Origin of the sequence: Stenotrophomonas sp. CC22-02 (assembly GCF_004365115.1) — a bacterium.
Lineage (GTDB): Bacteria > Pseudomonadota > Gammaproteobacteria > Xanthomonadales > Xanthomonadaceae > Stenotrophomonas > Stenotrophomonas forensis.
The window spans coordinates 3,100,389-3,114,662 of record NZ_SOCO01000001.1 but is presented as its reverse complement, the minus strand read 5'-3'; the positions used below and the strand labels follow the sequence as shown (position 1 = coordinate 3,114,662).

The 14,274-nt window shown below is 66.9% G+C and carries 10 protein-coding genes and 1 tRNA gene; 3 read left to right on the top strand and 8 right to left on the bottom strand.

Features of this window, described 5'->3' with window-relative positions; all coding sequences use genetic code 11:
* Window positions 1-8: 8 nt before the first annotated feature.
* The 8 genes from selD to fdnG all read right to left on the bottom strand — a co-directional run bounded on the left by selD (window position 9) and on the right by fdnG (window position 10,580).
* Window positions 9-1,088, bottom strand: a complete 1,080-nt coding sequence (gene selD / locus N440_RS14230) for a selenide, water dikinase SelD (RefSeq protein WP_133935471.1) — start codon at window positions 1,086-1,088, stop codon at window positions 9-11.
* 26 nt (window positions 1,089-1,114) lie between these two features.
* Window positions 1,115-1,210: transfer RNA gene (locus N440_RS14225), tRNA-Sec, on the bottom strand.
* Between the two features lie 24 nt (window positions 1,211-1,234).
* The gene (gene selB, locus N440_RS14220) at window positions 1,235-3,166 is read right to left on the bottom strand and encodes a selenocysteine-specific translation elongation factor (RefSeq protein ID WP_133935470.1); all 1,932 of its coding nucleotides are present in this window, start codon (window positions 3,164-3,166) and stop codon (window positions 1,235-1,237) included.
* A complete protein-coding gene (gene selA / locus N440_RS14215) occupies window positions 3,163-4,581 on the bottom strand; it encodes an L-seryl-tRNA(Sec) selenium transferase (RefSeq protein WP_133935469.1) in 1,419 nt (472 codons plus the stop codon). The genes selB and selA overlap by 4 nt, the downstream gene beginning before the upstream one ends.
* A 4-nt stretch (window positions 4,582-4,585) precedes the next feature.
* Window positions 4,586-5,569 (bottom strand): formate dehydrogenase accessory protein FdhE, encoded by a 984-nt coding sequence (gene fdhE / locus N440_RS14210; RefSeq protein WP_133935468.1) that lies wholly within the window; start codon window positions 5,567-5,569, stop codon window positions 4,586-4,588.
* A 370-nt stretch (window positions 5,570-5,939) separates the two neighbouring features.
* Window positions 5,940-6,587 carry a formate dehydrogenase subunit gamma gene (locus tag N440_RS14205; RefSeq protein WP_006466573.1) on the bottom strand — a complete coding sequence of 216 codons (648 nt, stop codon included), beginning with the start codon at window positions 6,585-6,587 and terminating at the stop codon, window positions 5,940-5,942.
* Entirely contained in the window at window positions 6,584-7,501 is a 918-nt protein-coding gene (gene fdxH, locus N440_RS14200) for a formate dehydrogenase subunit beta (RefSeq protein ID WP_006466571.1), read from the bottom strand. The genes N440_RS14205 and fdxH overlap by 4 nt, the downstream gene beginning before the upstream one ends.
* 10 nt (window positions 7,502-7,511) lie before the next feature.
* Window positions 7,512-10,580, bottom strand: coding sequence for a formate dehydrogenase-N subunit alpha (gene fdnG, locus N440_RS14195; protein ID WP_166671561.1), 3,069 nt, complete (start codon window positions 10,578-10,580; stop codon window positions 7,512-7,514).
* 293 nt (window positions 10,581-10,873) lie between these two features.
* On the opposite strand from fdnG, the gene gmk reads away from it, so the two are divergent.
* From gmk to N440_RS14175, 3 genes are all read left to right on the top strand, one after another.
* Window positions 10,874-11,539 (top strand): guanylate kinase, encoded by a 666-nt coding sequence (gene gmk, locus N440_RS14185; protein ID WP_006466566.1) that lies wholly within the window; start codon window positions 10,874-10,876, stop codon window positions 11,537-11,539.
* A 110-nt stretch (window positions 11,540-11,649) separates the two neighbouring features.
* On the top strand, window positions 11,650-11,949 hold the full coding sequence (gene rpoZ / locus N440_RS14180; protein WP_005410877.1) for a DNA-directed RNA polymerase subunit omega: 300 nt from the start codon (window positions 11,650-11,652) through the stop codon (window positions 11,947-11,949).
* A gap of 105 nt (window positions 11,950-12,054) precedes the next feature.
* A complete protein-coding gene (locus N440_RS14175; RefSeq protein WP_133935466.1) occupies window positions 12,055-14,217 on the top strand; it encodes a bifunctional (p)ppGpp synthetase/guanosine-3',5'-bis(diphosphate) 3'-pyrophosphohydrolase in 2,163 nt (720 codons plus the stop codon).
* Window positions 14,218-14,274 lie beyond the last annotated feature (57 nt).

Sequence of the window (14,274 nt, the reverse complement as noted above, 5' to 3'; positions counted from 1 at the left end):
TCCGGCACTCAGGCCACGCTGACGCCCGGCGATCCCGCGTTCAGGCGGCCCACCACGGCTGCCTGGGCGAACCCTGCATCGTGGAAACAGGCCAGCACCGCATCCACCGCTTCCGGCGCGCACGACACCAGCAGGCCACCACTGGTCTGCGGATCGGTCAGCAATGGCTGCCAGTGCGCCGCCATGCCTGCGGCGAAGCGCACGTCGCTGCCATACGAGGCCCAGTTGCGGCTGGAGGCACCGGTCACGCAGCCTCGCTGCAGCAGGTCCAGCACCTGTGGCAGCAGCGGCACCTGTGTGCTGTCCACCTCGGCGGCGACGCCGCTGGCGCGGCACACTTCCAGCAGATGGCCGAGCAGGCCGAAGCCGGTGACGTCGGTCATCGCGTGCACACCGTCCAATGCGGCCAGCGGCACGCCAACGCTGTTCAGGCGGGTGGTGGAATCGACCATCTGCCGGTAGCCGTCGGCATCCAGCAGTTCCTTCTTCAGCGCCGACGAATACACGCCCACGCCCAATGGCTTGCCCAGCACCAGCACATCGCCGGCGCGAGCATCGGCATTGCGCTTGAGTCGGTGTGGATCGAGCACGCCGATCGCGGCCAAGCCGTAGATGGGCTCCACCGAATCGATGCTGTGGCCGCCGGCAACCACGATGCCGGCGGCGGCGCAGGCGCGTTCACCACCCTGCAGGATGCCGCGGATGGTGTCGTGTGGCAGCACGTTGATCGGCATGCCGACGATGGCCAGCGCGAACAGTGGCCGCGCACCCATCGCATACAGGTCAGACAGCGCGTTGGTCGCAGCGATGCGGCCGAAGTCGAACGGGTCGTCGACGATCGGCATGAAGAAATCGGTGGTGGCGACGATCGCCTGGCGATCATCGAGGCGATACACCGCCGCGTCGTCGCTGGTCTCACGCCCGACCAGCAGTTCGGCCGGTGCGGGAAGCGCCGGAATCCCACGCAGCAGCTCGGAAAGCACACCCGGCGCGATCTTGCAGCCGCAACCACCACCATGGGCCAGCGAGGTCAGGCGTTGCCGGGCATCGGCGGGTGAAGGGGCGGGGGACTGCGCGTGCGTGGCCATGCCGACATCTCCTGCGGAAACACCAATGGCGGAAGGCAGCAGGAGTCGAACCTACCAGGGAACGATCGACGCCCCCTACTGGGTTTGAAGCCCAGCCGCATGCCCGGATGCGCATGCCTTCCAAAAGTACGGCGATGCCGGGGCGCTCAACCGTGGGGGGCGTTCCATTGCAGATCGCCGCGCGGCCGATGCTGGTCACCGACGCGTCGAGTGTAGCCAACGCGATTGAAGAACTCCAAGATCTGGATGCTGCGCTTGCGGCCCAGGCCGATGGCATCGCGGAAGGCGGCCGCATCCACGGTGCCCGTGGCCTGTGACAGCTGCGCGATGATCGCAGCGAGTTCGGCGATGCGGGCCGGTGCATAGAACAGGTCCGGTACCACCTGGAACAGTTCGCCGCGCGCTGCGGCGCGACGCAGGATGGCGCGGACGTCTTCTTCGGCGAGGCCAAGCCCGTCGGCCAGGGTACGCACCCACGGCGGATCGAAACCGCCGGTGTGCAGCTGTGGCAGTACGCGATCGATCAGCTGGCGTTCGCGTTCCGGTGGCGCGTGGTCGTGGCCGGGCAGGCGCCACCAGGCCCCCACGCGCTGCACGCTGCCGTGGTCGAGCAGATCCTGCAGCAGCGCGTTCCACAGGCCGGTCGCCAGCGCAGGAAGGGTACTGCGCTGCAGGCGTCCGCTGTCGACACCGGGTTCGTCCGGTCGTCGCTCGTGCCAACCCCGCAGCGAGGTGATCACCTGCTCGCCAAGCGCCTGCCAGTGCCGGGCGAGGATGATCACCGTGTCATCCCGGGTGTTGATGCGCCGCGCGTCCGCGGGCAGGTCGATGCGATCGGCGGCACGTCGGCAGTAGCGTTGCAGGGCGGTAGCGGGAATGCCGGCAGGCGCCTGTTGCAGCAGCGGGCCAGGCCCGGCGCCGGCCGCCAGTTGCTCCAGCGCCGCCAGCCACGCAAGCCGGGCCGGGCTGCGCCGCCGCCGTTGCGGGGGCTCCGGGTCAAGCACGATGCCGCCTCCCAACGTGTGGGTGGCCGCCGAGTCGCGGGCGATGAAACGGTCGCCGCACATCGCGCAGACCGGTACATCGAACACCAGCTGCACGAGCTGTCCGTTGCCGTGGTCATGATCCTCCAGCAGCACCGCATGGGCCTGCCGGTGCATCGTGCCCCAGTGGATGTGCAGGGGCGCCCGCTCGCGCAGTGGCAGCGCCAGCGCGGAAAGCCGCAGGCGCACGTCGACCCGGGTGGTGGCCCGCATCGCACGCGGATCGGCAATCCAGTCGCCACGATTGATGTCGTCGCGGGCGATGGCCGCCAGGTTCAGTGCGCAGCGCTGCCCGGCCATCGCGTGGTCGCTGGCCTGGTTCTGCGCATGGATGCTGCGCACGCGCACGTCGGTGGCAGCCGGCATCAGCTGCAGATGCTCGCCTGCGGCGGCGATGCCGCCGTGCACCGCGCCGGTCACCAGCGTGCCGTGCCCGGCCAGCGAGAACACGCGATCCACCGGCATGCGGAACAGTTCACGGCGCAGGGCGTCCTGGCGCGCGTTGGCATCGCCCGCGGCCCACGCGTGCAGGTGGGCGCGCAACGCGTCGATGCCTGCATCCCCGGGTGCGGTGCTGTTGCAGGCAAACACAGGGGCATCCTGTAGTGGCGTGCCGGCCAGCAGCGCGGCGATCTCGATCTCGACCCGGGCGATGCGCGCGGCATCCACGCGGTCGATCTTGGTCAGTGCCACCACGCCGCGGTTCACACCCAGCAACTGCAGGATCGCCAGGTGCTCGCGGGTCTGCGGCATCACCCCATCGTCGGCAGCGACCACCAGCAGGGCGACATCGATGCCGGTGGCGCCGGCCACCATCGTGTGCACGAAGCGCTCGTGGCCCGGCACATCCACGAAGCCCAGCGTCGCGGCGGGGCCCTGCGCGTCGGTGCCTTCAAGGGGCACGTACGCGTAACCCAGCTCGATGGAGATGCCGCGCGTGCGTTCTTCCTGCAGACGATCGGTCTCGATGCCGGTCAGGGCGCGTACCAGGCGCGTCTTGCCATGGTCGATATGCCCGGCGGTGCCGACGATCATGCCTGCAGCGTGCTCCATTGGGCGAGGAAGTCCGCTTCGTCGGCAGGTTCCAGGCAACGCAGGTCCAGCCACAGCGCATCATCGGCGATGCGACCCAGTATCGGCCGAGGCAGCTGGCGCAGGCGCGTGGCCAGGCGATCCAGACCGCCACGACGGGCTGATGTGATCCGTAGCCCGGCGCTGGCCAGCTGCGCCTGCGGTTGCGCGCCGCTGCCAATCTGGCTGTGCATCGGTGCCGGTTCAACGCTGTAGTCGGCCGTCATCGCGGACCGCATCGGCGGCAGCAGGCGCTGCGCCTGTGCGTCGATATCCTGTTGCGTGCGCGACAGCAGCCGCAGGGTCGGCAGCCGTTGTGCCAGCAGCTCGGGTTCGCGGTACAGGGCCAGCACCGCTTCCAGTGCGGCCAGTCCCATCTTGCCCATGCGCAGTGCCCGCTTCAGCGGGTTGCGGTTGATCCGCGCAATCAGGTCGGCGCGGCCGGCGATGATGCCGGCCTGCGGCCCGCCCAGCAGCTTGTCGCCGCTGAATGAGACCAGATCCGCACCGGCGGCCAGCGCCTCCTGCACGGTTGGCTCGTGCGGCAGGCCGAAGGTGGCCAGGTCACACAGGCTGCCACTACCCAGGTCCACCACCAGCGGCAGGCCATGCTGATGCGCGATTGCCGCCATCGCCGCGGTATCGACCTTGGCGGTGAAACCCGTAATCGCGTAGTTGCTGGCGTGCACTTCCATCAGCAGCGCCGTGCGCGCGCCGATGGCGTTGGCGAAATCGGCCGGGTGGGTGCGGTTGGTGGTACCCACTTCCAGCAGCCGCGCGCCAGCACTACGCATCACGTCGGGAATGCGGAAGGCGCCGCCAATCTCGACCAGCTCGCCGCGTGAAACCACCACCTCGCGACGGTTGGCCAGGCTGTTGAGCAGCAGCAGGACCGCCGCCGCATTGTTGTTGACCACGGTGGCGGCTTCGGCGCCGGTCAGCTCGCAGACCAGCGCCTGCACCCGTGCATCGCGGTCGCCACGACGGCCGCGGCTGATGTCGAACTCCAGATCGACCGGCGCGGTCATCGCGCGGATGACCGCGTGCACGGCGGTTTCGGGCAACAGGGCGCGGCCGAGGTTGGTGTGCAGTACGGTGCCGGTCAGGTTGAACATCGGCTGCAGGTCCAGCCGCGCATCGACGGCCAGTGCGGCTTCGAGTGCGGCGACCAGCGCTGGCTCCTCGACGGCGTGTTGCAGCTGCGCGGCTGAAAACCCGCCGGCGCTGATGGTGTTGCGGAGCACCTGCAGGTGCGAACGCAGCAGCTGGGTGATGCGGCTGCGACCGTGGCCGTCGATCAGCGCCGCCAATGCAGGCAGGCGCAGCAGCCGGTCCAGCGAGGGCAGGGCGGTGGCCGATGCCGGGGTCGTGGCTGTCATCGCCTCAATCGCCGTCGGATTGCCACAGCAGCGGATTCTGGCTGGCGCGCACATAGCCTTCCTCGCCCAGCAGCAGGTCCAGCGACAGCGTGCCGAGATCATCGGCGACCGGTTCCAGCGCCGGGTCCTTCTCCAGATACAGGATCTTGCGGTAGCTGTGGCAGTGATCGCAGGTCTCGGCACGTACGGCGCTTTCACGTACGGCTTCGCCGCTGTCGCCGTCCACATCGGCCAGGGCGCGGTAGGCGATATCCTTGCCGGCGGCGCCGCACTGGCTGCACTGCACGCGCACGTAGTGCCACTGGCAGGCACACAGCGAGCACGACAGGTAGCGGTAGGACGCGTAGGGCGGCCGTGCCTGCACTACGCTGGCCACCGGCAGAGTGCCGCACAACGGGCACAGCCCCGGCGCATCGGCCAGCGGTTTCAGGTCGGTCGGTCGGAAGCTGTCGGCCAGCACTGCCCAGTACACCTGCAGCGCGCTCATCACCAGCAATGCAGCCACCGCATCCAGCGAAGGCGCGTCATCACGCTCCAGCACCGCATGCGCCTGTGCATCGAGCCATGCGTCATCGGCAGCGGCAACGCGCTGCAGTTCCTGCCGGGTTTCCGCCGGCAGCCCGGCCTCATCGGCGCAGTGCCTGCACAGCGTGCGCAACCAGTCGCGCCAGTGCCCATCCAGCTGCAGCGTGTTGGCCGGCCGCAACGGCATCCCGGCGCCGGCCGCCGCACTCGATTGCTGGGAACGCGCCTGCGCCTGCAGGGTCTCGCGTTGCTGCGGCGTCAACTCGTCCAGCAGCGACTGCTGCGCATCGGCCAGGGCCGCCAGCAGCTGCAGATAGCCGCCGATGGCGCTGTGCGCAGCCAGGCTGCGCAATCGCGCCGCACGTCCGGCGAACAGCGACGCGGTATCGGGCAGGATGATGCGCGGAACATCGCGCGAGGCCAGCGTCTCGATCTCACCGGGTTCAAGGATGCGTTGCGCCATGCCGGGCCAGCCATGAAGAACCAGCCTCCATCCTCGCCGTTGTCGGCGCTGGCGTCCAGCGCTTCAAAGTCAATGCAGTCGAGCAATGCAGTCGAGCATGGCTCGACTCTACAAAAGCCGATTTCGATCATTGCCGTTCATTGTGTCGACCAAGGTCGACACCCACCAACAGCAGCGGGAAACCCACAGCACCGGGAAAATGTCGAAGGCGGGGCACTGTGGGTTTGCGGGGTGTCCGCGGCATGGATGCCGCGGCCAAGCCCCCAGGGACGGGTTTACGGCGTCCCCGCAAACCCACAGTGCCCCGCCATCCCACGGAGAGCCGCTGTTGCTGTGGCTTGCAGCGGGTGCAGGGCGGCAGGCCCTGCCACTAGCCCTCTTCCCGCCGCCCGCGCAGGATGTCCCGGAACCACTGCCGATGGTGCTTGTACGCCCACCCATAGGTCACCTTGCCCTGGGTCATCGCCCGCACCGAACCCTTGATCCAGATCGCCGCATAGATATGCACCACGATCGCGCAGACCAGCACCCAGCCGAACAGCGCATGGGCCAGCACCGAGAAGCGGATCACCCCGATCGGGAAGAAGTGGCTGAAATACTGCCGCCAGATCACGAAGCCGGTCAGCAGCAGCGCCGACAGGCAGCCGATGATGGCCCAGAACAACAACTTCTGGCCGGCATTGAAGCGGCCGACCGGCGGCAGCTTCTCGTCCTCGTTGCGCAGCACATCGCGCATGCCGCGCAGCCACGCGCGGTCGTCGGCAGTGGGCAGGTTGTCGCGCCACATGCGGAAGGCCAGCAACGCGAAGCCGATCACCATGGCCAGACCGATGAACGGGTGCAGGATGCGCGTCCACGGCCCGCCGCCGAACAGCTGGGTCAACGGAAACAGGGCAGGGTGGAACAGCGCCAGCCCGGACAGCGCGGTCAGCACGAAGCAGATCGCCACGATCCAGTGGTTGATGCGGGTCGGCGCGCGGTAGCGGATGATCTGCCGCGGGTGCGGTGCGTACTTCATGGCCGCTGCTCCTCTTCGATCTTCTTCGCCTCGTGTTCGGCCGCTTCCTCTTCCTCGTCGTTCACCGTGTTGCGGCCGATGCCGATGTAATGCAGGAAGCCGACAAAGGCGGTAGCGGCGATGGCCAGCACGCCCAGCGGCTTGGCCACCCCCTTCCACACTTCCACCATCGGGCTGATGCGCGGGTCCCTGGGCAGGTCGGCGTACAGTTCGGGCTTGTCGACGTGCTGCAGCACGTACATCACATGGGTGCCGCCGACGCCCTGAGGGTCATACAGGCCGGCGTTCTCGTAGCCGCGTGATTTCAGGTCCTCCACGCGGCCGGCGGCATGCTCGGTCATCGCCTGCTTGCTGCCGAAGGTGATCGCGCCGGTCGGGCAGGTCTTCACGCAGGCCGGCTCCTGGCCCACCGCGACGCGGTCCGAGCACAGCGTGCACTTGTAGGCCTTGTGGTCCTTCTTGGAAATGCGCGGTACGTCGAACGGGCAGCCGGTGACGCAGTAGCCGCAGCCAATGCAGTTCTCTTCCTGGAAGTCGACGATGCCGTTGGCGTACTGGATGATCGCGCCAGGCGACGGGCAGGCCTTCAGGCAACCCGGATCGCTGCAGTGCATGCAGCCTTCCTTGCGGATCAGCCACTCCAGCTTGCCCTTCTCATCCTCGTACTCGCGGAACTTCATCACCGTCCACGACTGTTCGCTCAGGTCCGGCGGGTTGTCATAGCTGCCGACGCAGCTGCCGACCTCGTCGCGCAGGTCGTTCCACTCCATGCAGGCGACCTGGCAGGCCTTGCAGCCGATGCACTTGCTCACATCGATCAGCTTGGCGACCTGGCCGGTGTGCGCACCACGCGCCTCCGGCGAGGGCGTGGTGGTGGCCGAGCGGCGGATGATGTCCAGCGATTGCAGTGACATGACGTGTCTCCTACACCTTCTCGACCTTGACCAGGATGCACTTCGACTCGGGCGTCTGCGAGTTGCCGTCACCGATGGCGTTGGTCAGCGTATTGGCGATGTAGCCGGGCTTGGCCGCACCGAGGAAGCCCCAGTGGATCGGTATGCCCACCTGGTGCACGGTCTTTCCATCGATCTGCAGGGCTTTGATGCGCTTGGTCACCATCGCGACGGCTTCGATATGGCCGCGCTTGGAACTCACGCGCACGCGGCTGCCGTTGTTGATGCCCAGCTCGTCGGCCAGCGCCGCGCCGATCTCGACGAACTGCTCGGGCTGGATGATGGCGTTGAGCTTGCCGTGCTTGGTCCAGAAGTGGAAATGCTCGGTCAGGCGGTAGGTGGTGGCCACATGCGGGAACTCGTCCGGCGAGCCGATCTGCGCACGGTCGCTGGCAAACACGCGCGCGGCCGGGTTGTTCAGCGTCTGCGCCTGGCCGGGGCTGAGCGGGTTGCTGCGCAATGGTGTATCGAACGGCTCGTAGTGTTCCGGGAACGGGCCCTCGGCCATGCCGGCCTTGGCGAAGAAGCGGGCGATGCCTTCGGGGTTCATGATGAACGGCCCCATGCCGCCGGCTGGATCTTCGTCGGCCTTGAAGTCGGGCACGTCCACGCTGCCCCAGTTCTTGCCGTTCCACGCCAGCAGCGTGCGTCGCGGGTCGAATGGCTGGCCGGCCACATCGCACGAGGCGCGGTTGTACATCACGCGGCGGTTGGCCGGCCACGCCCAGGCCCAGCCCAGCGTATTGCCGATGCCGGTCGGGTCGCTGTTGTCACGCCGCGCCATCATGTTGCCAGTCGGGCCCCACGCGCCGATGTAGATCCAGCAGCCCGACGAGGTGCTGCCATCGTCGCGCAGGTCGCCGAACGCGGCCAGCTGCTCGCCGGCCTTGCGCACCAGCCTGGTCGGGTCCTTGGGATCGAACACGTCCACCAGTGCTTTGCCGTTGTATTCCATCGCCAGCTCTTCCGGCGTCGGCACCTCCGGGTTGGAATACTTCCAGGCCAGATCACGCACCGGCTCCCACCATGCGCCGCCGTCCTTCTCGTACATCGCCTTGATGCGATGGAACAGCTCGGACATGATCTCGATGTCGCTGCGTGCTTCGCCCGGCGGGTTGGCGCCCTTCCAGTGCCACTGCAGCCAGCGCGAGGAGTTCACCACCGCGCCGTTTTCCTCGGCGAAGGAGGTGGTCGGCAGGCGGAACACTTCGGTCTGGATGGCGCGGGGATCGACATCGTTCAGCGCGCCGTGGTTCTGCCAGAACGCAATCGTCTCGGTTTCCAGCGGGTCCATGCTGACCATGAACTTCAGCTTGGAGAACGCGCTGATCAGCTTGCCCTTGTTCGGCGCCGAGGCCAGCGGGTTGAAGCCCTGGCAGATGTAACCGTGGATCTTGCCTTCGTTCATCAGCTCGTACGCCTGCAGCATGTCGTACGGCTTGTCGAGCTTGGGCAGGTAGTCGAAGCACCAGTTGTTGTCGGCGGTGGCGGCGTCGCCCCACCACGATTTCATCAGGCTGACGTGGAACTTCGGATAGTTCTGCCAGAACGACATCTGGTTGGCGCGCAGCGGTTTCTGCGTGCGCTTGGCGATGTAGGCGTCGTAGTCCTGTTCGTCCTGTTTCGGCAACGTCAGGTAGCCGGGCAGCAGGTCGGACATCAGGCCGATGTCGGTCAGGCCCTGGATGTTGGAATGCCCGCGCAGCGCGTTCATGCCGCCGCCAGCCACGCCGATGTTGCCCAGCAGCAGCTGCACCATGGTGCCGGCACGCACGTTCTGCGCGCCCACCGAGTGCTGCGTCCAGCCCAGCGCGTACAGGATGGTCATCGCCTTGTCCTTGCCGGCGGTGGACGCGATCATGTCCCAGACCTGGCGGATGCTGTCGGCCGGCGTACCGCAGATGCGTTCGACCATTTCCACGGTGTAGCGCGCGTAGTGCTGCTTGAGCAGGGTATAGACGCAGCGCGGGTCCTTCAGCGTCGGGTCGCTGCGCACGAAGCCATCATCACCATAGACGTAGTCCCAGCTGGAGCGGTCGTAGCTGCGCTTCTCTTCGTTGTAGCCCGAATACAGGCCGTCCTTGAAGGCGAATTCGTCCTTCACCAGGAACGACATGTCGGTGTAGTTCAGCACGTACTCGTGCTGGATGCGGTCCTCGGTCAACAGGTAGTTGATCAGGCCGCCCAGGAACACGATGTCGGTGCCGGTACGGATCGGCGCATACACGTCGGCCACCGCGGCCGAGCGATTGAAGCGCGGGTCGACCACGATCAGGCGGGCCTTGTTGTGTGCCTTCGCTTCGGTCACCCATTTGAAGCCGCACGGGTGCGCCTCGGCGGCATTGCCACCCATGATCAGGATCAGGTCGGCATTCTTGATGTCGACCCAGTGATTCGTCATCGCACCACGGCCTAGCGTCGGGGCAAGACCTGCCACCGTCGGGCCGTGTCAGACACGTGCCTGGTTGTCGAATGCCAGCATGCCGAGGGAGCGCACGACCTTGTGGGTCAGCACCGCGGTTTCATTGCTGGTGGCCGAGGCCGCCAGCATGCCGGTGGTCAGCCAGCGGTTGACCGTCTGCCCGGCCTCGTTCTTCTGCACGAAGTTGGCATCACGGTCTTCCTTCATCAGCCGCGCGATGCGGTCCAGCGCATCGTCCCAGCTCAGCCGCTTCCATTCGTTCGAGCCCGGTGCGCGGTACTCGGGGTAGAGCAGGCGCGACTTGCTGTGGATGATGTCGGCCAGGCCGGCACCCTTCGGGCACAGCGTGCCGCGGTTGACCGGATGGTCCGGGTCGCCTTCGATATGGAAGATGCTCGGCTCGGCGTTCTTGGCGCCATCGCCGAGGCTGTACATCAGGATGCCGCAGGCCACCGAACAGTAGGTACAGGTGTTGCGGGTCTCGGTCGCGCGGGTCAGCTTGTACTGCCGGACCTCCGCGAGCGCGATGCCGGGCGCGAAGCCCATCAATGCCAGGCTGGAGCCCACCAGGGTTGTCCCGGTGACCTTCAGGAACTGGCGGCGACTCATCGAGGGCATGCCGTTCTCCTTGGATGGCGGGGCGGCACGCAGACCACCCGGCTGTCGGTAGGTACGGCCCGGTTATAGCACAGGCCCCCGGATGCCCATGTGGCACAAGGTCCGGCCGCCTCGCCAAGGGGCGCGAAAAGGGGCGGCTCTGGTAAAGTTGCGTGCCCGCACCCCGGGGAGCCGTCTGCCGGGCCTGGTTCCAGGATGTTCCGCGCAGCCTCCGCCGTCCTGGCGCGATCCTCCGCGCCGGATCTGGAACATCGAGGAAAAATTTTGCGAAATCAACCAGTTGGGTTCCGTGCATGAGCGCCCCGTCACCTTCGTCGGACGCCGTCGCGCGCGGCACGCTGTACATCGTTGCCGCCCCCTCCGGCGCCGGCAAGAGCAGCATCGTCAACGCCACGCTGGCGCGTGATCCGCAGATCGCCCTGTCGATTTCCTTCACTTCGCGTGCGATGCGCCCGGGTGAGGTGAACGGCCAGCACTACCACTTCGTCAGTGCCGAAAAGTTCGAGCAGATGATCGCCGCCGGCGATTTCTTCGAGCATGCCTGGGTGCACGGCGACTGGAAGGGCACCGCCCGGCAGTCGGTGGAGCCGCAGCTGGCTGCCGGCCAGGACGTGCTGCTGGAAATCGACTGGCAGGGCGCGCAGCAGGTGCGCCAGCTGGTGCCGGGCACGGTCACCGTGTTCATCCTGCCGCCGTCCAAGCAGGCGTTGCAGGACCGCATGCGCAAGCGCGGCCAGGACAGCGAGGCGGTCATCGCCCAGCGCCTGGGCGCGGCGCGTGACGAGATGCTGCACTTCAACGAGTTCGACTACGTGATCGTCAACGAGGTGTTCGACACCGCCGTGGACGAGCTGTGCGCCATCTTCACCGCCAGCCGCCTGCGCCGGGAGGCCCAGAAGGTCCGCCACGCCGGCCTGATCCAGGCCCTGTTGACCCCCGATCCGGGCGCAACTGACTGATTCCAAAAGAATCGGATGGGGGTTGGCTTGATTTTGTCCAGCCCCTGCCAGTACACTCCGTCCCCTTTCCCTCATTCGACTGAGCGGCCGACCGGTCGCCGGGAGCCCGTATGGCCCGCATCACCGTAGAAGATTGCCTGGAAGTCGTTAACAACCGTTTCGAACTGGTCATGATGGCTTCCAAGCGTGCCCGCCAGCTCGCCAACGGCGTGCAGGCCACGCTGGACAACAGCGAGACCGAGGACAAGCCGACCGTGCTGGCGCTGCGCGAAATCGCCGCCCGCAAGATCGACAACGCGCTGATCGACGAAGTCGAGAAGGCCGAGCGTGAGCGCGCCGAGCGCGAAGCGCTGGAGTGGGCCGCCGCGGAAGTGGTCGCCGACGAAGACATGTCCAAGAACGACGATTGATCGCATCGATCAGAGTCATTGCTGGATAGCCGAACAGCCCGCCCCGCGCGGGCTGTTTCGCATTCAGGATTTGCCGTAAACGTCGCGCTGGAATAGGCTTCGGGCATGAACCCAGGCCCCACTGCCAAGGTCGCCGCAGCCGCCACTGCCGCCGTACCCGACTACGTCCTCCAGCTTGAACGCGCCGCCCATTACCTGCCGCCGGAGCAGCTGCCGCTGCTGCGCCGTGCCTGGGAAGTCGGATCCGCCGCGCACGCTGGGCAGACGCGCAAGTCGGGCGAGCCCTATATCACCCATCCGGTGGCCGTGGCCCAGGTGCTGGCCGAGCTGGGCCTGGACGTGGAAGCACTGATCGCCGCGATCCTGCACGACACCATCGAAGACACCCCGCTGACCCGCGAGGAGCTGGCTGCCGAGTTCGGCGAAGCCGTGGCCGAACTGGTCGACGGCGTGACCAAGCTGGACAAGCTGAAGTTCCGTGACCGCCAGGAAGCGGCCGCCGAGAGCTTCCGCAAGATGCTGCTGGCGATGTCGCGCGACCTGCGCGTGATCATGATCAAGCTGGCCGACCGCCTGCACAACATGCGCACGCTGGGCGCGCAGAGCCGCGAGGCACGTGGCCGCATCGCCCGCGAGACGCTGGAGATCTACGCACCGATCGCCCAGCGCCTGGGCATGAGCCTGGTCAAGAGCGAACTGCAGAACCTCGGGTTCAAGGCGCTGTATCCGTGGCGCCATGCAATCATCGAAAAACATATCCGCAGCCAGCCGGTGGTGCGCCGCGAAGCGATGGCGCAGGTGGAAGTGCAGCTGTCGCAGCGCCTGGCCAAGGAAGGGATCGAGCATCGGCTGATCAGCCGCATCAAGACCCCGTGGAGCATCTACAACAAGATGCGCGACGAGAACAAATCCTTCGACCAGGTGATGGACGTGTTCGGCTTCCGCCTGGTCGTGCGCAGCGTACCCAGCTGTTACCACGCGCTGGGTTCGGTGCATGCCACCTTCAAGCCACTGGATGGGCGCTTCCGCGATTTCATCGCCATTCCCAAGGCCAACGGTTACCAGTCGCTGCATACCGTGCTGTTCGGGCCCTATGGTTCGCCGATCGAGGTGCAGATCCGCACCGAAGAGATGGACCTGATCGCCGAACGCGGCGTGGCCGCGCACTGGACCTACAAGTTCGGTGGCGACTCGCCCAACAGCGCACAGAGCCGTGCCCACGCCTGGATCGTCGAGCTGATCGATTCGCAGCGCGCCGCCGGGTCCTCGCTGGAATTCCTCGACAACGTCAAGGTCGACCTGTTCCCGGACGAGGTCTACCTGTTTACCCCGAAGGGCAAGATCCTGGCCCTGCCGCGCAACTCCACCGCGCTCGATTTCGCCTATGCCGTGCATACCGACGTCGGCAACATGGCGGTGGCCTCGCGGGTGGACAAGAAGCTGGTGCCGCTGCGCACCAAGCTGGTGTCGGGCCAGTCGGTGGAAATCATCACCGCGCGCTCGGCCACGCCGAAACCGCAGTGGCTGGAGTTCGTGGTCACCAGCAAGGCACGCACCGCCATCCGCCACCAGCTCAAGCAGCTGGAACACGAAGATGCCGTGCAGCTGGGCCATCGCATGCTCGACCGTGCGCTGGAAGCCATGGATTCCTCGCTGGAACGGCTGCCGAAGGGGCGCCTGGATGCGTTCCTGGCCGAGCATCGCTTCCCGCGCCTGGAGGCCCTGCTGGCCGAAGTCGCGCTGGGCAACTGGATGCCGACCCAGGCCGCGCAGGCACTGATGGCCTACGCCGAACTGCGCGGTGGCCCGCATTCGCGCCACCACTCGCAGGAAAAGATCCTGATCAACGGCAGTGAGCGTGGCGTGGTCACCTTCGCCGGCTGCTGCCAGCCGATTCCCGGCGACGAGATCATGGGCTACCACACTGCCGGCAAGGGCATCGTGGTGCACCGCATGGACTGCCCGAACCTGGCCGAACTGCGCAAGTCGCCCGAGCGCTGGGTGCCGATCGGCTGGGACACCACCGTCTCCGGCGACTACGATACTTCGCTGGTGGTGGAAGTGGAGAACGGCACCGGCGTGCTGGCGCAGCTGGCGGCCGCCATCGCGCAGAGCCACTCCAACATCGAGCGCGTGGACTACCTGGACCGCGACTTCAACGCCGCCGTGCTGGCGTTCAACATCCAGGTGCGTGACCGCAACCACCTGGCCGAAGTGATGCGCCGCCTGCGCCGCCTGTCGGTCGTGCAATCGGTACGCCGCCAGTAACGCGAACCCGGTAGTGCCGGCCGCTGGCCGGCAACCGCACGATGCCGCCCGGCGTCC